At 59.9% G+C, this 20,398-nt stretch carries 20 protein-coding genes; 6 read left to right on the top strand and 14 right to left on the bottom strand.

The features are described from left to right. Nucleotides 1–135: 135 nt before the first annotated feature. The 8 genes from AD662_RS22285 to AD662_RS22250 all read right to left on the bottom strand — a co-directional run bounded on the left by AD662_RS22285 (nucleotide 136) and on the right by AD662_RS22250 (nucleotide 8,962). Nucleotides 136–870 (bottom strand): amino acid ABC transporter ATP-binding protein, encoded by a 735-nt coding sequence (locus tag AD662_RS22285; RefSeq protein ID WP_053189753.1) that lies wholly within the window; start codon nucleotides 868–870, stop codon nucleotides 136–138. Next, a complete protein-coding gene (locus AD662_RS22280; protein WP_018614193.1) occupies nucleotides 867–1,538 on the bottom strand; it encodes an amino acid ABC transporter permease in 672 nt (223 codons plus the stop codon). The genes AD662_RS22285 and AD662_RS22280 overlap by 4 nt, the downstream gene beginning before the upstream one ends. Continuing rightward, nucleotides 1,538–2,284: an amino acid ABC transporter permease gene (locus AD662_RS22275; RefSeq protein ID WP_018614191.1), complete on the bottom strand. Its 747-nt coding sequence runs from the start codon at nucleotides 2,282–2,284 to the stop codon at nucleotides 1,538–1,540. Before AD662_RS22275 ends, AD662_RS22280 begins: the two co-directional genes overlap by 1 nt. Nucleotides 2,285–2,474: 190 nt before the next feature. Next, nucleotides 2,475–3,389 (bottom strand): glutamate/aspartate ABC transporter substrate-binding protein, encoded by a 915-nt coding sequence (locus AD662_RS22270; RefSeq protein ID WP_018614189.1) that lies wholly within the window; start codon nucleotides 3,387–3,389, stop codon nucleotides 2,475–2,477. A gap of 446 nt (nucleotides 3,390–3,835) precedes the next feature. Further along, on the bottom strand, nucleotides 3,836–5,374 hold the full coding sequence (glpD, locus tag AD662_RS22265; RefSeq protein ID WP_053189752.1) for a glycerol-3-phosphate dehydrogenase: 1,539 nt from the start codon (nucleotides 5,372–5,374) through the stop codon (nucleotides 3,836–3,838). A 316-nt stretch (nucleotides 5,375–5,690) separates the two neighbouring features. Beyond that, complete coding sequence (locus AD662_RS22260; RefSeq protein ID WP_003204973.1) at nucleotides 5,691–6,446, bottom strand: DeoR/GlpR family transcriptional regulator; 756 nt, start codon at nucleotides 6,444–6,446, stop codon at nucleotides 5,691–5,693. An 85-nt stretch (nucleotides 6,447–6,531) separates the two neighbouring features. Further along, the gene (gene glpK, locus AD662_RS22255; RefSeq protein WP_053189751.1) at nucleotides 6,532–8,037 is read right to left on the bottom strand and encodes a glycerol kinase GlpK; all 1,506 of its coding nucleotides are present in this window, start codon (nucleotides 8,035–8,037) and stop codon (nucleotides 6,532–6,534) included. A 73-nt stretch (nucleotides 8,038–8,110) separates the two neighbouring features. Beyond that, nucleotides 8,111–8,962 carry an MIP/aquaporin family protein gene (locus AD662_RS22250; RefSeq protein WP_053189750.1) on the bottom strand — a complete coding sequence of 284 codons (852 nt, stop codon included), beginning with the start codon at nucleotides 8,960–8,962 and terminating at the stop codon, nucleotides 8,111–8,113. 323 nt (nucleotides 8,963–9,285) lie between these two features. Here AD662_RS22250 and ybaK point away from each other — a divergent pair, with 323 nt between their 5' ends. Together ybaK and AD662_RS22240 are read left to right on the top strand one after the other, a co-directional pair. Beyond that, nucleotides 9,286–9,756: a Cys-tRNA(Pro) deacylase gene (gene ybaK, locus AD662_RS22245; protein WP_018614180.1), complete on the top strand. Its 471-nt coding sequence runs from the start codon at nucleotides 9,286–9,288 to the stop codon at nucleotides 9,754–9,756. A 172-nt stretch (nucleotides 9,757–9,928) separates the two neighbouring features. Next, the gene (locus AD662_RS22240; protein WP_024619180.1) at nucleotides 9,929–10,711 is read left to right on the top strand and encodes a PhzF family phenazine biosynthesis protein; all 783 of its coding nucleotides are present in this window, start codon (nucleotides 9,929–9,931) and stop codon (nucleotides 10,709–10,711) included. 153 nt (nucleotides 10,712–10,864) lie between these two features. Here AD662_RS22240 and AD662_RS22235 read toward each other — a convergent pair whose 3' ends face one another. Together AD662_RS22235 and argF are read right to left on the bottom strand one after the other, a co-directional pair. Then, entirely contained in the window at nucleotides 10,865–11,968 is a 1,104-nt protein-coding gene (locus tag AD662_RS22235; RefSeq protein ID WP_053181286.1) for an ABC transporter ATP-binding protein, read from the bottom strand. Then, nucleotides 11,965–12,885, bottom strand: coding sequence for an ornithine carbamoyltransferase (argF, locus tag AD662_RS22230; RefSeq protein WP_018614175.1), 921 nt, complete (start codon nucleotides 12,883–12,885; stop codon nucleotides 11,965–11,967). Before argF ends, AD662_RS22235 begins: the two co-directional genes overlap by 4 nt. Nucleotides 12,886–13,287: 402 nt before the next feature. Between argF and AD662_RS22225 the strand changes: the two genes are divergently transcribed. The 3 genes from AD662_RS22225 to grxD all read left to right on the top strand — a co-directional run bounded on the left by AD662_RS22225 (nucleotide 13,288) and on the right by grxD (nucleotide 16,246). Further along, nucleotides 13,288–13,575 (top strand): hypothetical protein, encoded by a 288-nt coding sequence (locus AD662_RS22225; RefSeq protein ID WP_014339882.1) that lies wholly within the window; start codon nucleotides 13,288–13,290, stop codon nucleotides 13,573–13,575. A 131-nt stretch (nucleotides 13,576–13,706) separates the two neighbouring features. After that, nucleotides 13,707–15,815, top strand: a complete 2,109-nt coding sequence (locus AD662_RS22220; RefSeq protein WP_053189749.1) for a molybdopterin oxidoreductase family protein — start codon at nucleotides 13,707–13,709, stop codon at nucleotides 15,813–15,815. 89 nt (nucleotides 15,816–15,904) lie between these two features. Continuing rightward, nucleotides 15,905–16,246 carry a Grx4 family monothiol glutaredoxin gene (gene grxD / locus AD662_RS22215; RefSeq protein WP_018614171.1) on the top strand — a complete coding sequence of 114 codons (342 nt, stop codon included), beginning with the start codon at nucleotides 15,905–15,907 and terminating at the stop codon, nucleotides 16,244–16,246. Between the two features lie 228 nt (nucleotides 16,247–16,474). Here the strand turns inward: grxD and bfr are convergent, their stop codons facing one another. Continuing rightward, the gene (gene bfr / locus AD662_RS22210; RefSeq protein WP_018614169.1) at nucleotides 16,475–16,948 is read right to left on the bottom strand and encodes a bacterioferritin; all 474 of its coding nucleotides are present in this window, start codon (nucleotides 16,946–16,948) and stop codon (nucleotides 16,475–16,477) included. 198 nt (nucleotides 16,949–17,146) lie between these two features. After that, nucleotides 17,147–17,365, bottom strand: coding sequence for a bacterioferritin-associated ferredoxin (locus AD662_RS22205; protein WP_003178704.1), 219 nt, complete (start codon nucleotides 17,363–17,365; stop codon nucleotides 17,147–17,149). A 313-nt stretch (nucleotides 17,366–17,678) separates the two neighbouring features. Here AD662_RS22205 and AD662_RS22200 point away from each other — a divergent pair, with 313 nt between their 5' ends. Further along, nucleotides 17,679–18,281, top strand: a complete 603-nt coding sequence (locus AD662_RS22200; RefSeq protein WP_018614166.1) for a peroxiredoxin — start codon at nucleotides 17,679–17,681, stop codon at nucleotides 18,279–18,281. A gap of 213 nt (nucleotides 18,282–18,494) precedes the next feature. Here AD662_RS22200 and rnt read toward each other — a convergent pair whose 3' ends face one another. Together rnt and pyrC are read right to left on the bottom strand one after the other, a co-directional pair. Next, a complete protein-coding gene (rnt, locus tag AD662_RS22195) occupies nucleotides 18,495–19,172 on the bottom strand; it encodes a ribonuclease T (protein ID WP_024619184.1) in 678 nt (225 codons plus the stop codon). Then, nucleotides 19,169–20,215, bottom strand: a complete 1,047-nt coding sequence (gene pyrC, locus AD662_RS22190; RefSeq protein ID WP_053181280.1) for a dihydroorotase — start codon at nucleotides 20,213–20,215, stop codon at nucleotides 19,169–19,171. The genes rnt and pyrC overlap by 4 nt, the downstream gene beginning before the upstream one ends. Nucleotides 20,216–20,398 lie beyond the last annotated feature (183 nt).

The raw sequence follows: 20,398 nt of genomic DNA, 5'->3' as shown, positions 1-20,398 counted from the left end.
ACAAATCGACAAGCCAACTCCGATCCCTGTGTGGGAGCGGGCTTGCTCGCGAAGGCGGTGTGTCAGCCACATTGATGTTGAATGTGCTGACCTCTTCGCGAGCAAGCCCGCTCCCACAGTGGGGAGTGGTGTTGTTTAGTGCTGCAGGATTTTCTCAAGGAAATGCTGCGCGCGTTCGGAGCGGGCGCTGATGTCGCCGAAGAACTCTTCTTTCGGGCAGTCTTCGATGATCTGGCCCTGGTCCATGAAGATCACCCGGTTCGCCACTTTGCGGGCGAAGCCCATTTCGTGGGTCACGCACATCATGGTCATGCCTTCGTGGGCCAGTTGCACCATCACGTCGAGCACTTCGTTGACCATTTCCGGGTCAAGGGCCGAGGTCGGTTCGTCGAACAGCATCACCACCGGGTCCATCGCCAGTGCACGGGCAATCGCCACGCGCTGCTGCTGGCCGCCGGAGAGCTGGCCCGGGTGCTTGTGGGCGTGGGCCGAGAGACCCACGCGCTCAAGCAGTTGCAGGCCTTTCGTGGTGGCTTCTTCCTTGCTGCGGCCCAGCACCTTGATCTGCGCGATGGTCAGGTTCTCGGTGATGGTCAGGTGCGGGAACAGTTCGAAATGCTGGAACACCATGCCCACGCGCGAACGCAGCTTCGGCAGGTTGGTCTTCGGGTCGGCGATGGACGTGCCATCGACCACGATGTCGCCTTTCTGGAACGGTTCCAGGGCGTTCACGCACTTGATCAGCGTGGATTTGCCCGAACCGGACGGCCCGCACACCACCACAACCTCACCCTTGCTGACCTCGGTGCTGCAATTGGTCAGTACCTGGAAGTCCCCATACCACTTGTTGATGTTCTTGATAGAGATCATACGGCGAACCTTTTTTGCAGACGCTTGACCAGCAGCGAGGCGGCAAAGCTGATTGTGAAGTACACGAGACCTGCGATGATCAGGAACTCATTGGAGCGGCCGATGATGTCGCCATTGGCCCGCGAAGCATTGAGGAAGTCCACCAGGCCGACCGTGTAGACCAACGAGGTGTCCTGAAACAGGATGATGCTTTGTTGCAGCAGCAGCGGGGTCATCTTGCGAAACGCCTGGGGCAGGATGATCAGGCGCATGACCTGGCCATAATTCATCCCCAGTGCCTGGGCGGCGCCCATCTGGCCCTTGGGAATCGCCTGTACGCCGGCCCGCACGATTTCGCAGAAGTACGCTGCCTCGAACATCATGAATGCCACGACGCAGGAGCCGAACGCGCCGATCGGCGTGTCTTCGCCGGTGATCCAGCGCAGCACGAACGGCACCGCCAGGTAGAACCAGGTGATGACCAGCAGCAGCGGAATCGAGCGGAAATAGTTGACGTAGGCGCCAGCGATATTGGAGACCAGCTTGTTGTGGGACAGGCGCATCAGCGCCAGGATGGTCCCCAGGATGATCCCGCCGACCACGCCAAGGGCCATCAGTTGGAGGGTCATCAGCATACCGTTCCACAAGCCGGGAATGGCCGGGATGACGCCAGTGAAGTCGAATTCCATTATTTACCCCCCACGGAGATCAGGCCGGGCACCGCGACTTTCTTCTCGACCATGCGCATGAGCAGCATCAGGCTCATGTTCAAGGTGAAATAGATCAGCGTCGCCAGGGTAAAGGCTTCGAACAGGTTGGCGGAGAACTCGGCGGTCTGCTTGGTCTGCGCGAGCAGTTCCATCAGGCCGATCAGCGAGGCCACGGAAGAGTTCTTGAAGACGTTGAGGAATTCCGAAGTAAGCGGCGGAATGATGATCCGGTAGGCCTGGGGCAGCAGCACGTTCCAGTAGATCTGCGGCAGCTTGAAGCCCATGGCGCGCGCGGCGGATTCCTGGCCACGCGGCAGCGCCTGAATGCCGGTACGCACCTGTTCGCAGACCCGGGCGGCGGTGAACAGGCCCAGGCACACCACGACGCTCAGGTAGGCCGAGGTGGTCGGGTTCAGGTCCTGCTTGTACCACTCCTGCATATCGGCGGGCAGCAGGTCCGGGACCAGGAAGTACCAGATGAACAGCTGAACCAGCAGCGGTACGTTACGGAAAAGCTCCACGTAGCACGTGGCGATACCCGACACCAGCCGGTTCGGCACGGTACGCATCACACCCAGGATCGAGCCCAGCAGCAGGGCAATGATCCAGGCGACGACGGCGATGGCGATGGTCCAGCCCAGGCCGGCCACGTACCAGTCGAGATAAGTCTCGCTGCCCACGCCGGTGGACTTGAAGAACACGCCCCAGTCCCAGTTGTAATTCATTAGGGTCTCCCCTCAGATCGTTCGATGTACAAATGCCTGCCTGGGGAAACTCCGTTCCCGCCCGGCTTGGAGGCCAGGCACACGCGATCGGCTCGACAGCCACCGGTTCGAGTGTTTCCAGAGTTGCCAGCAGGGAGTGACCATCTCCTGAAAGGGCCGGGCCCCTTCAGGAGATAAGGTTAGTCAGAAATCAGGATTTCTTGTCGTCAGCCGCTTTATCGGTCGGCTTGGCGATCAGTGCCTTGAGTTCTTCGCTCATCGGGAAGTTCAGGTTCAGGCCTTTTGGCGGAATAGGCTGCATGAACCATTTTTCGTAGATCTTGTTGATCTCGCCCGAAGCGTAGGTGGCCTTGATGGCGTCATCGACAGCCTTTTTGAACGGCTCGTCGCCTTTGCGCATCATGCAGCCGTAGATTTCGTAGGACTGTGGGGTACCGGTCACGGCCCAGTCATCGGCTTTCTTGGCCTTGGCGGCTTCGCCGGCCAGCAGGGCGTCGTCCATCATGAACGCAACGGCACGACCCGATTCCAGCATCTGGAAGGATTCGCCGTGGTCCTTGGCGGAGATGACGTTCATGCCCATCTGCTTGTCGGCGTTCATCGCCTTGAGGATGCGCTCGGACGTAGTGCCGGCGGTGGTCACGACGTTCTTGCCCTTGAGGTCGTCGAAATCCTTGTACTTGGAATCTTTCTTGGACAGCAGCTTGGTGCCGATCTCGAAGATGCCAACGGAGAAGTCAACCTGCTGCTGACGCTCGACGTTGTTGGTGGTGGAGCCGCACTCCAGGTCCACGGTGCCGTTCTGCACCAGCGGGATACGGGTTTGCGAGGTGACCAGGTTGTATTTGACCTGCAGGTTGGGCAAGTCCAGGTCTTTTTTCAGTGCTTCGACGACTTTCATCTGGATATCGTGGGAGTAGCCGACCGGCTTGCCGGAAGCGTCCGCGATGTAGGAAAACGGAATGGAAGCATCGCGATGGCCCAGCGTGACAACGCCGGACTCTTTGATCTTTTTCAATGTGCCGGTCAGTTCGGCTGCGAAAACCGGAGTGCTGATCAGAGCGGCAGCAATGGCTGCGCCCAGGAGATGGGGAACGATACGCATCGATGTTTCCTCGACATTGTTTTTTTTATTTCGACCGGTTTGTCGGCCCTGAGTACTTCGAAGTGCCTGGCAGCTCCTGGTGTGTTGGCTTACAGGCATTCGTCTCCAGGAGTGTAGAGCATGAGTCGTGCCAGGCCAGGGTTATCTGGTTAACTTGTTGTTTTAGATGGTAATTAATGTTTTGTTTCAGGTTTTATGCGGGCTGTTTTATCCGGTTAGCCGAACTGACTGGCGGGTCGTGTTCGGAAAACCGAATGGCTTGGAGCTTCATTAATCCTTGTGGGGGCGGGCTTGCTCGCGAAAGCGGTGTGTCAGCCACATTGATGTTGAATGTGCCGGCCTCTTCGCGAGCAAGCCCGCTCCCACAGGGTTCTGTGGCGGATTTCAGACAGCAAAAAGCCCCTGAATCGCAGGATTCAGGGGCCTTGGGTTCAGCGGGCGATCGTTCAGGCCGCTTCGATCTTGCGGCGGTTGTGCTCGACCTTGTCCAGGTACTGCTGCAGTTTCTCCTGCTCGAGCGGGGTGGTGAACAAGCCCAGCTTGCTGCGGCGCCACAAGATGTCCTGGGCATCGACGGCCCACTCGTCGCTGCACAGATAATCGACTTCACGGGTATAGAGGCCGGCACCGATGTGCTCGCCCAGGTCGCTCAGGTTGTGCACGCCTTCGAGCATGCGCCAGGTACGGCTGCCGTAGGTGGTGGCCCAGCGGCGGGCAATGTCGGTTGGCAGCCAGTCGAACTTGTCGCGGATCGCCGAGCAAAGCGCCTGCGGGGTGGTCATGTTTTCGCCGCCGGGGAGGGCCTCTACGGCGGTCCAGCTCGCACGCATTTGCATGAAATACGGGGCCAGTTGCGCCATCGCCGATTCGGCCAGTTTGCGATAGGTGGTCAGCTTGCCGCCGAACACCGACAGCAAGGGGGCTTCTTCACCGTCACTCGACAGCGCCAGGGTGTAGTCGCGGGTCACGGCCGACGGGTTGTCGGATTCGTCATTGCACAGCGGACGCACGCCGGAATAGCTGTGCAGGATATCGTCGCGGCTGATCTGCTTCTTGAAGTGGGCATTGACCACCTTCAACAGGTAATCGGTTTCGCCCTCGGTGATCGCCACTTTGGCCGGGTCACCGGTGTATTCGCGGTCAGTGGTACCGATCAGGGTGAACTGGTTCAGGTACGGAATGGTGAACACGATGCGCTGGTCTTCGTTTTGAAGAATGTGTGCATGCTCGCCTTCGTAGAGTTTCGGCACGATCAGGTGACTGCCCTGGATCAGGCGGATGCCATAGGGCGATTCCAGCTTCAGGTCATCGCGAATGAACTTGGCGACCCACGGGCCGGCGGCGTTGACCAATGCCTTGGCGCGGATCGAGAACAGGCTGCCGTCGGCACGTTCCAGGTGCAAGTGCCACAGGCCTTTGCTGCGACGGGCGTTCACGCAACGCGTGCGGGTGTGGATATGCGCGCCTTTTTCCCGGGCGGCCATGGCGTTGAGTACCACCAGCCGCGCATCGTCGACCCAGCAGTCGGAATATTCGAAACCTTTGGTGATCTCGCTTTTCAATGCGCTGTCGGCACCGAACTTCAGGCTTTTGGAGCCGGCGAGCTGTTCACGCTTGCCCAGGTGATCGTAGAGGAACAGGCCGGCGCGGATCATCCAGGCCGGGCGCAGATGCGGGCGGTGAGGCAGCACGAAGCGCATTTGCTTGACGATGTGCGGGGCCTTGGTCAGCAGCACTTCGCGCTCGGCCAGCGCTTCGCGCACCAGGCGAAACTCATAATGTTCGAGGTAGCGCAGGCCACCGTGGATCAGCTTGCTGCTGGCCGACGATGTGTGGCTGGCCAGGTCGTCCTTTTCGCAAAGGAACACCGAAAGACCGCGACCGGCAGCGTCCGCGGCAATCCCCACGCCGTTGATACCGCCACCAATGACGGCGACGTCGTAAATCTCGGCGAGAGGGGGCGTAGGCAAGGTAGAAGTGGGCATCGGCTGGCCTCGGGCTCTTTTTCGCAATATTTGAATTCGAACATAAATGTTCATTTGCGAAAATACTAGCCCATAAACAACGCAACAGCCAGCGGGCTTCGATTGAAAATACTGATCAAAGGAAGCTAAAAGGAAAATTTTCGAACACGAAGAGAGATTGAAGCCGACAGGGAGGCAGTTGCGGCGAGGGGATTTGTGGGAGCAAAGCTTGCTCGCGAAACAGGCGCCTCGTTCTTTGTAGAAACCGTGTCGTCTTCATCGCGGGCAAGCCTTGCTCCCACAGCATTAGTCTTGCCACAGGGTATTGGAGAAGGCGTTAAACCACCTCCAGCCGAATCTTGTGCTGGCTCAGCAATTGCGCCAGGGCCGGCACGGGTTGCTGGTCGGTCACCAGGCAGTCGATCAGGCTGATAGGCCCCAGGCGGACCATGGCGTTGCGCCCGAATTTGCTGGAGTCCGCCGCCAGCAGCACTTGCCGGGCGTTGGCGATGATGGCTTGGGAGACCCGCACTTCCTGGTAGTCGAAGTCCAGCAGGCTGCCGTCTTCATCGATCCCGCTGATGCCCACCAAGGCGAAGTCGACCTTGAACTGGTTGATGAAGTCGACGCTGGCCTGACCCACCACGCCGCCGTCTCGCCGTACGTTGCCGCCGGCGATCAGGACTTCGAAGTCGTCCTTGGCGCTGAGGATCGAAGCCACGTGCAGGTTATTGGTGATGACCTTCAGATGGTTGTGATTGAGCAGCGCCCGGGCAATGGATTCGGTGGTGGTGCCGATGTTGATGAACAGCGAGGCATGATCGGGGATCTGGGCGGCGATGGCTTCGGCGATGCGTTGCTTCTCGTCGCGCATCTGATCGGCGCGCATGGCGTAGGCGGTGTTTTCCACGCTTGAGTCGTAGGCGGCGCCGCCGTGGTAGCGACGCAGCAGGTTCACTTCCGCCAGTTGGTTGATATCGCGGCGAATGGTTTGCGGGGTGACGACGAATAGCTGCGCCATTTCCTCGATGCTGACATAGCCGCGTTCGCGGACCAGTTCGAGGATTTGCTGCTGGCGGGGAGGCAGATTCATGGGGCTTCCTTTGGGCTGCCGTACAAAATTTGCCCATGATGCCGCAGGAATCCACTCCCGACCAGTTTCAGAACCTTATCAGGCCTTATTCAGCGTCTTCATGGGGTTCCCAGTCACGGGTGCGACTGACCGCCTTCTGCCAGCCGGCGTAGAGTTTTTCCTTCGCCTGCTCGTCCAGTTGTGGTGCGAATACGCGCTCGATCACCGCTTTGCCGCGCAGTTCTTCCAGGCTGCCCCAGAAGCCGCACGCCAGGCCGGCCAGGTACGCCGCGCCCAAGGCTGTGGTTTCACGCATTTTCGGGCGCTCGACCTGAGTACCCAGGATGTCGGCCTGGAACTGCATCAGGAAGTTGTTCGCCACCGCGCCACCGTCGACGCGCAGGGCCTTGAGGCGTTCACCCGAATCCTGCTGCATGGCGTCGAGTACGTCGCGGGTCTGGTAGGCAATCGACTCCAGCGCTGCGCGAATGATGTGATCGACGCGTACGCCGCGGGTCAGGCCAAACAGCGCGCCGCGGGCATAGGGGTCCCAGTAGGGTGCGCCCAGGCCGGTGAAGGCGGGCACCAGGTACACGCCGTTGCTGTCCTTGACCTTGTTGGCAAAGTATTCGGTATCCAGCGCGTCGTTGATGATCTTCAGTTCATCGCGCAGCCACTGGACCGTGGAACCGCCATTGAAGACCGCACCTTCCAGGGCGTAGGCGACTTCGCCGCGCGGGCCGCAGGCGATGGTGGTGAGCATGCCGTGATTGGATTTGACGGCCTTTTTACCGGTGTTCATCAGCAGGAAGCAGCCGGTGCCGTAGGTGTTTTTCGCCTGGCCCGGCTCCACGCACATCTGGCCGAACAGGGCCGCCTGCTGGTCGCCGGCAATGCCGCCGATGGCGATGCCGCTCTTGGTGCGGCCATAGATCTCCGAGGAGGATTTCACTTGCGGGAGCATTTCGCGAGGGATGTCGAGAATATCGAGCATCTTCGCGTCCCATTCCAGCGAGTGGATGTTGAAGAGCATGGTGCGCGAGGCGTTGGTGTAGTCGGTGACGTGGACCTTGCCGCCGGTGAATTTCCAGATCAGCCAGCTGTCGACGGTGCCGAACAGCAGTTCACCGTTGCGCGCACGCTCGCGGCTGCCTTCGACGTTGTCCAGGATCCACTTGAGCTTGGTGCCGGAAAAGTACGGGTCGGTGACCAGGCCGGTGGTTTGGCTGATGTATTGCTCGTGGCCATCGCGCTTGAGCTGCTGGCAGATTTCGGTACTGCGGCGGCATTGCCAGACGATGGCGTTGTAGATCGGCCGGCCGGTGGTCTTGTCCCAGACCACGGTGGTTTCACGCTGGTTGGTGATGCCGATGGCGGCCACCTGGTCATGGTGCAGGCCAGCCTGGGCGAGGGCTTCGACCATGACCGCGCTCTGGGTGGCGAAGATTTCCATCGGGTCGTGTTCGACCCAGCCGGCCTGTGGGTAATGCTGGGCGAATTCGCGCTGGGCGGTGCAGACCACGTTGGCGTCGCGATCGAAGATGATCGCCCGCGAGCTGGTCGTACCCTGGTCGAGGGCAATGATGTAGTTCTTGTTCTGGATATCGGTCATGTCGATTGCCTTGGGACGTAAAAGGAAGAAGCCACGGCGCAGGTTCGATGGGCAAGAGCCTGCACCGACTGTTTCAGGATGTTCTGGGCTTGCCGTCAATGGCCGTTTTTGCATCCTTTGTAGCCGTTGTGGCGCTGGGCAGGTGGCGGGCAATCAGCCCGCGATAGGCCGCAGCACCGAGGCAGGCACCCACGATAGGTGCAAAAATCGGAACCAGGAAGTACGGGATGTCGCGTCCACCCGTGAGGGAAATTTCACCCCAGCCAGCGAAGAAAGTCATCAGTTTAGGACCGAAGTCCCGCGCCGGGTTCATCGCAAAGCCTGTCAGGGGCCCCATGGAGCTGCCGATCACGGCAATCAGCAGGCCGATCAGCAGTGGCGCCAATGGGCCGCGAGGCAAGCCATTGTTGTCATCGGTCAGGGACATGATCACGCCCATCAGGATGGCCGTGATGATCACCTCCACGAGGAAGGCCTGGCCGGTGGACAGCGCTGCGTGCGGGTAGGTGGAAAACACCGAGGCCAGTTCGAGGCTTGCTTCGGTGCCGCGAATCATCTGTCGGGACTGTTCGAAATCGAAGAATAGGTTGCTGTACAGCGTGTAGACCAGGAGGGCACCGCAGAAAGCACCGGCCAACTGGGAAAGCATGTAGAGAGGCAGTTTGCGCTTTTCGAAGTCAGTGAAAATGCACAGGGCAATGCTGACGGCGGGGTTGAGATGGGCGCCGGAAATGCCCGCGCTCAGATAGATCGCCATGCTGACGCCAACGCCCCAGATAATGCTGATTTCCCACAAGCCGAAGCTGGCACCCGCAACCTTGAGCGCCGCGACACACCCGGTGCCGAAAAAAATCAGCAGGGCAGTGCCCAGGAATTCAGCCAGGCATTGGCTGGACAGGGACGGCTGTTGTAAAGCAGTTGTCATTCAAACCTCGGGTTTTTGTTGTTTTGCTGCGCCTTCGATAAAGCTCGATGGCGCGATCTCCACCGAAGCAGGATCCTCATCCTGATCTCGTGTTGTTGCTTGAGACCTGCGATATGACTTTCAGTTTCGAAAAAATATAGACAAGAAACGCTGGTGTCAAAGGTCGAAAGTGAACCGTCGGTCACATTTCAACTATTCGTGGCGTGAATGACTCTTCCATTGGCGGTGGATCACCGGAACACGCGACGCCCTCCCAAGCCTTTTCGCTGACGATGGCTTAGAATCCGGCCACTCTTTTTTTCATTTCCTTGTCAGGAGCAGTCATGACACCCGCGTTGGATCTGCTTAAGAAAGTGCGCGCCGAACATCGCATCCACAGTTATGAACACGATCCCAAGGCCGCGTCCTACGGCCTGGAAGCGGCGGAAAAGCTCGGGCTGGATCCGGCGCAGGTGTTCAAGACGTTGTTGGCGGCCAGCGAAAAGGGTGAACTGTTGGTGGCGGTGGTGCCCGTGGCCGGAAGCCTGGACTTGAAAGGCCTGGCCCATGCCGCCGGGGTGAAAAAGGTCGAGATGGCCGACCCGGCGGCCGCGCAGCGTTCGACCGGTTATTTACTTGGCGGGATCAGCCCGCTGGGGCAGAAGAAGCGTTTGCGCACTTTCATCGACAATTCCGCACAGCCGCTCGCCAGTATGTTTGTCAGTGCGGGACGCCGCGGCTTGGAAGTCGAGTTGGCGCCTTCGGTTTTGAAGGAGCATACCGGGGCGGCGTTTGCCGATATTGGGCGGGCTTGATAGCCGGGTGGCTGCTGCGCAGCCAAGCGGGAGCAAGCTCCCTCGCCACAGGGGCGTAAGTCTGGAGTTTCAGAGATGGCCTGCGCTGTAGGGTGAAAATTCTGCTGATCTGTCACTGGATAACCCGTGCCGCTGCACCGCATGCTGGCGCATCATAAAAAGGAGAAGTGTCATGCAGCTTGCGTTTCATCAGGTCGATGCGTTCAGTGACCGGCCGTTCGGCGGTAACCCGGCGATGGTCTATCGGCTCGACGGCTGGCTTGCCGATGACTTGATGCAGAAGATCGCCGCCGAACATAACCTGGCTGAAACCGCGTTTCTGGTGCGTGAAGGTCAGCATTGGCATATCCGCTGGTTCACGCCCACCACCGAAGTCCCGCTGTGCGGGCACGCTACGTTGGCCGGCGCTTATGTACTGTTCGAGGTCTACCACGAAACCGTCGAACGACTGGATTTCATCTGCAAGTCCGGCTCATTGAGCGTTACGCGCGAGGGTGATCGGCTGTGGCTGGATTTTCCGGCCGTCGTGCCTGCCGAGTTGGGCGCGTCCTTGGCCGTCCAGAATGCCTTGGGCGTCGAAGCGGTGGATGTGCTGAGTTCCAACGAACTGTTCGTAGTGCTGGAGTCGGAGCAAGCGGTGCTCGATTGCAAGCCGGACATGGCGGCCCTGGCAAAACTGCCCTGGCCCGGCGCTATCGTCACCGCGCCGGGGAGCAAGCATGATTTTGTCTCGCGCTATTTTGCCCCGGCGATCGGCATCAACGAAGACCCGGTGACCGGCTCGACTCACTGCAGCCTGATTCCCTATTGGTCCAAGCGCTTGGGCAAGCACGGCCTGACGGCTTACCAATGCTCGGCCCGGGGCGGGGCGCTGTTTTGCCGGCTGGAGGGGGAGCGGGTGAAGATCGGTGGGAATGCGACGTTGGTGGCCAGTGGGACGTTGATGCTGGGGTGATGGCATTCCCCGCTGGTTTGCGCCCAGTAGGAGCTGGCGAAGCCTGCGATCTTTTGATCTTTTGATCTTTTGATCTTTTGATCTTTCGCTTGAGATTCAAGTGGCTGGGGAAAGATCGCAGCCTCGTTGCACTCGACCGCTCCTACACAGCTCCTACAGGCTATGGCGCCGCACACCGCTGTCCATCGGAGGGATGTGCGCCGCGGTGCTGCCCGAGGCCTGGAACAGCACCAGGTGTTCAGCCGCCACGCGGATGCCGACACGGTCCCCAAGCTGATGGTCGGCGTGGCTGGGGAAGATCGATTCCAGTTGCGCGCCTGTGGGCAATTGCAGGCGATACAAGGTTGAAGCGCCCTGGAAGGTCTTGCCGACAATGCTGGCGGTGAGCGGACTGTCCGGTGCGTAGACGATATCGTCCGGGCGCAGCAACACGTCCACCGCGCCGCCGATGGGCCAGGTGTAGGCACGGTTACCGCGCAGGGTGCCCAACTCGGTCTGCACCGATTCCGGGCTGTCGAGCCGGCCGCGAATGAAGTAGCCCTGGCCAATGAAGCTGGCGACGAATGGCGTCAGCGGTTCGTGATACAGGTTGTAGGGCGTGTCCCACTGTTCCAGTCGACCTTCCTTGAATACCCCGACATGGTCACTGACGGCGAAGGCTTCTTCCTGATCGTGAGTGACCAGGATCGCGCTGGTGCCGCGGGCCTTGAGAATGTCTCGCACTTCATGGCTGAGCTTGCGTCGCAACTCGCCATCGAGGTTGGAGAACGGCTCATCAAGCAACAGCAGTTGTGGTTCCGGTGCCAGCGCGCGGGCCAGGGCCACACGCTGTTGCTGGCCGCCGGACAGTTCATGGGGAAAGCGCTTGCCCAGGTGCTTGAGGTTGACCAGTTCCAACAACTCTTCGACGACGCGGTCCTTGTCCGGATGCTTGCGAATGCCAAAGGCGATGTTCTCGGCCACGCTCAGGTGGGGGAACAGGGCATAGTCCTGGAACACCATGCCGATACGGCGTTTTTCCGGGGCGAGGGTGAAACCGGCGCGGGAAATGGTTTCCCCGGCCAGTTGGATTTCACCCTCGTGCACCGGTTCGAAGCCGGCAATGGCGCGCAACGTGGTGGTCTTGCCGCACCCGGACGAACCGAGCAGACAACCGATATCGCCGGCATTGAGGTGCAGGTTGAGGTTCTGCACGACCCGCTGGTTTTGGTAGCCGCAGGCCAGGTTTTGCAAGTTCAGCAGCAGCGAGTGGCTCATGCGTGGCGATACGCCGGCTCGACAAGGAACTCGAGCAGCGCCTTTTGCGCATGGAGACGATTCTCTGCCTGGTCCCAGGCCACCGAACGCGGGTCGTCGAGCAAATCGAAGCTGATCTCCTCGCCGCGGTGGGCCGGCAGGCAGTGCATGAACAGCACCTCGGCATCCGCCAGGTCGAGCAAGGCCCGGTTGACCTGCAGCGGCGCGAACAACTCGAGGCGCTTGGCGGTTTCTTCTTCCTGGCCCATGGAGGTCCAGACGTCGGTACTCACCAGGTGCGCGCCGGCCACGGCCTGTTTCGGATCACGCACGATGGTCACCCGGTCCCCGGCCTTGGCGAGCAGTTCGGCATTGGGGTCAAAACCTTCAGGGCAGGCAATGCGCAGCTGGAAGTCGAATTGCAGCGCCGCTTCTATATAGCTGTTGCACATGTTGTTGCCGTCGCCGATCCAGGCCACGGTCTTGCCCTGGATCGAGCCGCGATGCTCGAGGAAGGTCTGCATGTCGGCCAGCAACTGGCAGGGGTGCAGGTCGTCGGACAGGCCGTTGATCACCGGTACGCGGGAATGGGCCGCGAACTCGGTCAGGGTGCTATGGGCAAAGGTACGGATCATCATCGCGTCGAGCATGCTCGACATGACGATGGCGCAGTCGCTGATCGGTTCGCCGCGGCCCAGTTGGGTGTCACGGGGCGACAGGAAGATCGCCTGGCCGCCCAGTTGGATCATGCCGGCTTCGAAAGAGATACGGGTGCGGGTCGATGACTTCTCGAAGATCATTCCCAGCACGCGGTTTTTCAAGGGCTCGAACAGTACGCCGCGGTTACGCAGGTCTTTGAGCTCCACGCCTCGACGGATCACGCCGAGCAACTCATCGGGCGTTAAATCCATCAGGGAGAGAAAGTGCCTTGCGCTCATGATTGACTACCTTTTTGTAACTGACCGCAGATGCTCAAAGCCTTGTTTAATGAAAAAACGGGCGAGACCTGCGGCAAAAGCCGCACGGGGCGACGAAATAGGGGAAGGCGCGATCTTATAATTAAATGTCGCGTCTTACCAATAGGGCTACGGTTTTTGGGGATTTCAGCGAGGCCATCACGCGAATGCGATGGCATATTTGTGGCCGGTTTCCTGACAGCAGCGACCCATTTGTACACTGGCGTTGCTGGGCTTGGCAATCAAGCGTGGCGGGCGCGCCATGGATGAGGGGTGGTTTGCACCGTGGCCCCCAGCCTTTCGCCTGTCTGCTGGTGGTTGTGAAACATTTCCTAATGCAAAGGCCTGGGTTATAAATGAGCCACAGCGGCACAGGAGCCCGAAATGGATTCGAAAGAGCAACAATTGATGGAATTGCTGGGGCTGACTGCACGCTCGCTGACGCACCTGACGGCTTCGGTGACTTCCATGTCATTCGAATTGCTGCGCAGCGATGACGAGGTGACCAAAGCCGCGGGTCGCCGGATGATCGATCGCATGGCCACCATCAGTAACGGGCTCGACGAGCATTGGCGGCTGATCGGCGAACTCACGGGTGTGCCCATTGCCCAGGAACAGGTGGAAACCGTCGAAGAAATCCAGCTGCTGGCGCCGCCTCCCGACCAGCCTTGACGCCCGGTCATCGGTGGGCCTGATGCCCGGCAATTCACAGGACGAACGTCGCTGGCGCTGCCGGGAATCACGCGCCATAGTTTTGTTCCCGCGGCCGAAAACGCCCGCCACGAATAAAACAGAGACTGGCCATGACCAAGACTCTCCACCACCGTGCGTGCCATCTGTGTGAAGCCATCTGCGGCTTGACCCTCGAAACCACCGAAACCGACGGCCAGGGCCTGGCGATCACCTCGATCAAGGGCGATACGCTGGACACCTTCAGTCGCGGTCACATCTGCCCCAAGGCGGTGGCTTTGCAAGATATCCAGAACGATCCGGATCGCTTGCGCCAGCCCATGCAGCGCGTTGGTAATGAATGGCAACCCATTGCCTGGGACGACGCCTTTGCGTTAGTGGCCGAGCGCCTGGCGGATATCCAGGCGCGCCACGGCCAGAACGCGGTGGCGGTCTACCAGGGCAACCCCAGCGTGCATAACTATGGGCTGATGACCCATAGCAACTATTTCCTGGGCCTGTTGAAAACCCGCAGCCGTTTCTCGGCGACCTCGGTGGACCAACTGCCCCATCACCTGACCAGCTACCTGATGTACGGTCACGGCCTGCTGCTGCCGATTCCGGACATCGACCACACCGACTTCATGCTGATCCTGGGCGGCAACCCGCTGGCTTCCAACGGCAGCATCATGACCGTGCCGGACGTGGAAAAGCGCCTCAAGGCGATCCAGGCCCGTGGCGGCAAGGTGGTGGTGGTCGATCCGCGCCGCAGCGAAACGGCGGCCATTGCCAACCAGCATGTCTTTGTACGACCCGGCGGCGATGCTGCGCTGCTGTTTGGTTTGCTCAATACATTGTTCAGCGAAGGCTTGACCCGTGACAGTCACCTGCCGGTGGACGGCCTGGACGAGGTGCGTGAGGCCGTTGCCACGTTCACGGCTGAAGCCATGAGCCCGCTCTGTGCGGTGCCAGCAGCGCAGATCCGGCAATTGGCCCGGGACTTCGCCGGCGCGCCGTCAGCGGTGTGCTACGGGCGGATGGGGGTGTCGACCCAGGCGTTTGGTACGCTGTGCCATTGGCTGATCCAGGTGATCAACCTGGTCACCGGCAATCTTGATCGGGTGGGCGGGGCGCTGTGCACCGAACCGGCGGTGGACCTGGTCGCTACCACCTCGGGCGGGCATTTCAATCGTTGGCAGAGCCGGGTGTCCGGGCGTCCCGAGTACTCAGGGGAGTTGCCGGTGTCGGCCCTGGCCGAGGAAATGCTCACCGAGGGCGAAGGCCAGATTCGTGCGCTGGTCACCGTGGCCGGCAACCCGGTGCTGTCCACACCCAACGGGCGGCAACTGGAGCAGGCCCTGGATGGGCTGGAGTTCATGGTCAGCGTCGATTTGTACATCAACGAAACCACGCGTTATGCCGACCTGATCCTGCCCTCGACCTCGGCCCTGGAAAACGATCATTACGACACCACGTTCAACCTGTTCGCGGTGCGCAACGTGACCCGTTTCAACCGGGCGATCCTGCCCAAGCCCGAGGGCGCGCTGCACGATTGGGAAATCTTTGTCGGCCTGGCCAAGGCCTTCGCTGCCCGGACCGGCAAGGAGCTCAAGCCGACCATGCCCCCCGCGAAAATGATCGATTTTGGCCTGCGCAGCGGGGCGTATGGCGACGCCTCGACGCACAAGTTGTCCCTGGCGACCCTGTTCGACCATCCCCATGGCATCGACCTCGGCGCACTCAAGCCCAACCTGGCTGCGCGTCTGAAAACCGAAAACCAACGTGTGCAGGCTGCGCCAGCGGTGATTCTTGCCGACCTTGTGCGCTTTGCCGCGTTGCAGGCGCCAAAACCGGACGAGTTGCTGATGATTGGCCGTCGCCATGTGCGCAGTAACAACTCCTGGATGCATAACTTCCATCGACTGGTGAAGGGCAAGCCGCGTCATCAGTTGCTGATGCACCCGGATGACCTCGCCAGTCGCGGCCTTGTCGACGGGCAACGCGTGACCGTCAGTTCGCGGGTGGGCGTCATCGAAGTCGAGGTGCTGGGCAGCCTGGACATGATGAAAGGCGTGGTCAGCCTGCCCCATGGCTGGGGCCATGCCCGGCCGGGCGTGCAGATGACCATTGCCAGCGGACAGCCGGGCTCCAGCGCCAACGACCTGACCGATGATTGTCAGCTCGATGAGTTGTCCGGCAACGCGGCGCTTAACGGCGTACCGGTGAAGGTGGCGGCTGCGTAAAATTGTCTCTGGAGCAGGTTCGGCTTTCCGTTACAATGCGTCACCGTGTCGACAACTTAAGTCGCAAAAGTTTTAAGCCGAGGTGCTCCATGGATATCATCGAAACGATTAAAGACCAGATTGCCAACAACACCATCCTGCTTTACATGAAAGGCTCGCCGAACGCGCCACAGTGCGGTTTCTCGGCCAAGGCTGCTCAGGCGGTGATGGCGTGTGGCGAGAAGTTTGCCTACGTGGACATCCTGCAGAACCCGGAAATCCGCGCCAACCTGCCCAAGTACGCCAACTGGCCAACTTTCCCACAGCTGTGGGTGGGTGGTGAACTGATCGGCGGTAGCGACATCATGACCGAGATGGCCGCCGACGGCTCTCTGCAGGCCACGATCAAGGCAGCTGTGGAAGCAGCAGCGGCGAACAAGACCGAAGCCTGATCTACACATCCGTATTCACCACGCCGGTTGTGACTGAATGCGGACACTGTGGGAGCGGGCTTGCTCGCGAAAGCGGTGGGTCAGTCGCTATTGATGTTTCTGATACAACGCTTTCGCGAGCAAGCTCGCTCCCACAGTGGATTTAGGTGGGCCTGGAAACCCAGGCAATAAAAAGCCCCGCCTCTCGAAAGAGGGCGGGGCTTTTTAGTGGCTTGCTTTCGGGGAAGCTTACTCTTCACCCATCTGCGATTGCAGGTAGTTCTCAAGACCGACTTTGTCGATCAGGCCCAATTGGGTTTCCAGCCAATCGATGTGCTCTTCTTCGGACTCGAGAATGTCTTCCAACAGTTCACGGCTGCCGAAGTCACCAACGCTTTCGCAATGGGCGATGGCGACTTTCAGGTCCTTGTGGCCTTCGCGCTCGATTTTCAGGTCGCACTCAAGCATCTCGCGGGTGTGTTCGCCGATGTGCAGCTTGCCCAGGTCCTGGACGTTCGGCAGGCCTTCGAGGAACAGGATGCGCTTGATCAGCTTGTCCGCGTGCTTCATCTCGTCGATGGATTCGTGGTACTCGTGCTTGCCCAGCTTGTTCAGGCCCCAATCCTCGTACATGCGCGCATGCAGGAAGTATTGGTTGATCGCGACCAGCTCATTGGCAAGGATCTTGTTGAGATGCTGGATGACTGTAATGTCGCCTTTCATGATGAGGCCTGCCCTGTAATAGCTGTGTATAAGGCCGAGTTTGAGCCGCGCATTTACGAGTGTCAAACCTAAGTTATTGAATAATAAATGAAAATTAATCGGAATAAGAATGTTTGTGTTCCGCGTCTGGACGCTAAGCATTTGATTTGCAGGCATAAAAAAACCGGACATTGAGTCCGGTTCCTTGAAAACTGTCTATTACGCCGCGGTAAATTCTACCGGGTAGGGGATCGAGGCCTGTGCCGTTTGCACTTTGGCGAGGGTTTCACGAACCACTTCCTTGGCCAGGCAGGCACATTTGCCGCATTGGCTGGCTACGCCGGTGGCCTGGCGGACTTCGCGATAGCTGCAGCAACCTTCGTAGATCGCTTCGCGGATTTGCCCGTCGGTGACGCCAGTGCAGAGGCATACATACATAAGTGAGAACCGTCGCTGGTTGTGACTCAATTGGGACGGATCTTAATGTTAACGAGAATGATTGTCAAAGTGGTTTCTCAAGGTCTTGCGCCAGAGCGTTGCCGGGCTGACGAACGGTTTATCCAGGACGACTGATGCGGCATGAAACCGGACGGCGATTTTTCGATGCCACCGAAAAACCGTTGAAGACAGTCCAAATGCGCGGTGTATGATGATCGGCCCTTGCAAGCGGGTTCGTGTCACAGGGCTGTCGCCTGAGGGTGGCAGGCTGGCCCGGACCTTGTTTTCACGCTATTACATCAGGAGATATCCAATGAGCGTACTCGTAGGCAAACAAGCCCCAGACTTCACCGTTCCAGCCGTCCTCGGCAACGGCGAAATCGTCGACAGCTTCACCCTGTCCTCGGCCATCAAAGGCAAATACGGCCTGGTGTTCTTCTATCCACTGGACTTCACCTTCGTCTGCCCGTCCGAGCTGATCGCACTGGATCACCGCATGGATGACTTCAAGGCGCGCAACGTTGAAGTGGTCGCTGTTTCGATCGACTCGCACTTCACCCACAACGCCTGGCGCAACACCCCGATCAACAATGGCGGTATCGGTCAGGTGAAATACACCATGGCTGCCGACATGAAGCACGAAATCGCCAAGGCCTATGACGTTGAGTCCGAAGGCGGCGTGGCCTTCCGTGGCGCGTTCCTGATCGACGACAAAGGCGTTGTCCGTTCGCAGATCATCAACGACCTGCCACTGGGCCGTAACATGGAAGAACTGATCCGCCTGGTCGACGCGCTGCAATTCCACGAAGAGCACGGCGAAGTCTGCCCGGCCAACTGGAAAAAAGGCGACAAGGGCATGGACGCATCGCCTGAAGGCGTGGCTGCTTACCTGACCGAGCACGGCGGCCAGCTGTAAGCGCACCCAGGCATAAAAAAACCGGCCCATCATGGGCCGGTTTTTTTATGGGTGTTTCAAACTTGTCGGCTGAAACACAGAACCTTATGGCGAGGTGATTTATCTGTGGGAGCAAGGCTTGCCCGCGATGGCAGCGATGCGGTCTTCAAAAACCGAGTCGCCTGTGTCGCGAGCAAGCTTTGCTCCCACGGGCCGCCACAATGGCTCTACTAGTCAGTCGTCGAAATCATGCCAGCCACCCATCTCTTTCCACCGGTTGACGATGCCGCAGAACAGCTCGGCGGTCTTCTCGGTGTCGTAGCGGGCCGAGTGGGCTTCACGGCCATCGAAATCGATGTCGGCCGCCTGGCACGCCTTGGCCAGGACGGTCTGGCCGTATGCCAGGCCAGCCAGGGTCGCGGTGTCGAAGCTGGAGAACGGATGGAACGGGTTGCGCTTCATGTCCAGGCGCGCGACGGCGGCGTTGAGGAAGCCCAAATCGAAGCTGCTGTTATGGCCGACCAGGATCGCTCGCTTGCAACCGTTGGCCTTGAGCGCCTTGCGCACGCCACGGAAGATGTCGGTCAGGGCCGTTTCTTCGCTGACTGCCATGCGCAACGGGTGATCGAGCTTGATCCCGGTGAATTCCAGGGCCGCGGCTTCGACGTTGGCGCCTTCGAACGGTTCGACACGGAAGAAGTAGGTGTGGTCAGGGAACACAAAGCCTTTTTCGTCCATGCCGATGGTGGTCGCGGCGATTTCCAGCAAGGCGTCGGTGGCGGAGTTGAAACCGCCGGTTTCTACGTCGACGACGACCGGCAGGTAGCCACGGAAGCGGGCGGCCATCGGGTGACGGGCGCCGCCCGAACCACCGTTGCCGTCCAGTTCGTCGTCGAAATGATCTTCACTCACGCGTTTTCCTCCAGCAGGCGCCAGCGCAGTTTTTCACCGGCGCGCAGCGGGATGACGGTCTGCTCGCCGAAGGGCAGGCTGACGGGGGCGGTCCATTCGTCACGGACCAGGGTAATACGATCGGTGTTCACCGGCAGGCCATAGAAACGCGGGCCATGCAGGCTGGCGAAGCCTTCGAGTTTGTCCAGCGCGTTGCGCTGTTCGAATGCCTCGGCGTACATCTCGATGGCGGCATAGGCGGTGTAGCAACCAGCGCAACCGCAGGCCGCTTCCTTGGCGTGCTGGGCGTGGGGTGCCGAGTCGGTGCCGAGGAAAAACTTGGCGCTGCCGCTGGTGGCGGCGTCCAGCAAGGCTTCCTGGTGGGTATTGCGCTTGAGGATCGGCAGGCAATAGAAGTGCGGCCGGATCCCGCCCACCAGCATGTGGTTGCGGTTGTACAGCAGGTGATGGGCGGTAATGGTCGCGCCAACGTTGGCCGGGGCCTCGTTGACGAACTGCACGGCATCGCCGGTGGTGATGTGTTCGAACACCACCTTAAGGGTCGGGAAGCGCTCCACGACGCGGCGCATGTGCTCGTCGATGAAGATTTTCTCGCGGTCGAACACGTCGACGTCGCCCCGGGTGACTTCACCATGGATCAACAACGGCATGCCGACTTCGGCCATGGCCTCCAGCGCCGGGAAGATCTTGTCGATGCTGGTGACGCCGGAATCGGAATTGGTGGTCGCTCCGGCCGGGTACAGCTTGGCGGCGTGGACGAAGCCGCTGGCCTTGGCCTCGCGGATCTCTTCGGGCTGGGTGCGGTCGGTGAGGTACAGCACCATCAGCGGTTCGAAGCGGCTGCCAGCCGGGCGTGCGGCGAGGATGCGCTGGCGATAGCCGTCGGCCTCGGCGGCGTTGCGCACTGGCGGAACCAGGTTAGGCATGATGATTGCGCGCCCGAAGGTGCGCGCGACATCGGCGACGGTATGGGTCAACACAGCACCATCGCGAAGATGAATATGCCAGTCGTCGGGACGCAGCAGGGTCAGGCGGTCGGACATTGGGGGGCTTCCAGGCGGGTCAAACTGTGGGAATGCTACCGGAAAAGACCGATTCAGGCACCCGCTATCAAGTTCTGCCGCAACTTACCGATAGCTCCTACAGGTGTGCCACGAATCCGTGCAGTGCCCCGGACAGGCGTCATGCCCCTGGTATGCGTCGATCTTTGTATAAAAGTCAGTGGA

Origin of the sequence: Pseudomonas kilonensis, from assembly GCF_001269885.1 — a bacterium.
In the GTDB taxonomy this organism is placed as follows: Bacteria; Pseudomonadota; Gammaproteobacteria; order Pseudomonadales; family Pseudomonadaceae; genus Aquipseudomonas; species Aquipseudomonas kilonensis.
The sequence above is the reverse complement of the archived record's forward strand: the minus strand, read 5'-3'. Positions and strand labels throughout refer to the sequence as shown.

Excerpts from the sequence above, each read along its gene's own strand:
- AD662_RS22285 (WP_053189753.1), bottom strand. The coding sequence starts at position 870 with ATGATCTCTATCAAGAACATCAACAAGTGGTATGGGGACTTCCAGGTA.
- AD662_RS22280 (WP_018614193.1), bottom strand. The coding sequence starts at position 1,538 with ATGGAATTCGACTTCACTGGCGTCATCCCGGCCATTCCCGGCTTGTGG.
- AD662_RS22275 (WP_018614191.1), bottom strand. The coding sequence starts at position 2,284 with ATGAATTACAACTGGGACTGGGGCGTGTTCTTCAAGTCCACCGGCGTG.
- AD662_RS22270 (WP_018614189.1), bottom strand. The coding sequence starts at position 3,389 with ATGCGTATCGTTCCCCATCTCCTGGGCGCAGCCATTGCTGCCGCTCTG.
- glpD (WP_053189752.1), bottom strand. The coding sequence starts at position 5,374 with ATGCCCACTTCTACCTTGCCTACGCCCCCTCTCGCCGAGATTTACGAC.
- AD662_RS22260 (WP_003204973.1), bottom strand. The coding sequence starts at position 6,446 with ATGAATCTGCCTCCCCGCCAGCAGCAAATCCTCGAACTGGTCCGCGAA.
- glpK (WP_053189751.1), bottom strand. The coding sequence starts at position 8,037 with ATGACCGATATCCAGAACAAGAACTACATCATTGCCCTCGACCAGGGT.
- AD662_RS22250 (WP_053189750.1), bottom strand. The coding sequence starts at position 8,962 with ATGACAACTGCTTTACAACAGCCGTCCCTGTCCAGCCAATGCCTGGCT.
- ybaK (WP_018614180.1), top strand. The coding sequence starts at position 9,286 with ATGACACCCGCGTTGGATCTGCTTAAGAAAGTGCGCGCCGAACATCGC.
- AD662_RS22240 (WP_024619180.1), top strand. The coding sequence starts at position 9,929 with ATGCAGCTTGCGTTTCATCAGGTCGATGCGTTCAGTGACCGGCCGTTC.
- AD662_RS22235 (WP_053181286.1), bottom strand. The coding sequence starts at position 11,968 with ATGAGCCACTCGCTGCTGCTGAACTTGCAAAACCTGGCCTGCGGCTAC.
- argF (WP_018614175.1), bottom strand. The coding sequence starts at position 12,885 with ATGAGCGCAAGGCACTTTCTCTCCCTGATGGATTTAACGCCCGATGAG.
- AD662_RS22225 (WP_014339882.1), top strand. The coding sequence starts at position 13,288 with ATGGATTCGAAAGAGCAACAATTGATGGAATTGCTGGGGCTGACTGCA.
- AD662_RS22220 (WP_053189749.1), top strand. The coding sequence starts at position 13,707 with ATGACCAAGACTCTCCACCACCGTGCGTGCCATCTGTGTGAAGCCATC.
- grxD (WP_018614171.1), top strand. The coding sequence starts at position 15,905 with ATGGATATCATCGAAACGATTAAAGACCAGATTGCCAACAACACCATC.
- bfr (WP_018614169.1), bottom strand. The coding sequence starts at position 16,948 with ATGAAAGGCGACATTACAGTCATCCAGCATCTCAACAAGATCCTTGCC.
- AD662_RS22205 (WP_003178704.1), bottom strand. The coding sequence starts at position 17,365 with ATGTATGTATGCCTCTGCACTGGCGTCACCGACGGGCAAATCCGCGAA.
- AD662_RS22200 (WP_018614166.1), top strand. The coding sequence starts at position 17,679 with ATGAGCGTACTCGTAGGCAAACAAGCCCCAGACTTCACCGTTCCAGCC.
- pyrC (WP_053181280.1), bottom strand. The coding sequence starts at position 20,215 with ATGTCCGACCGCCTGACCCTGCTGCGTCCCGACGACTGGCATATTCAT.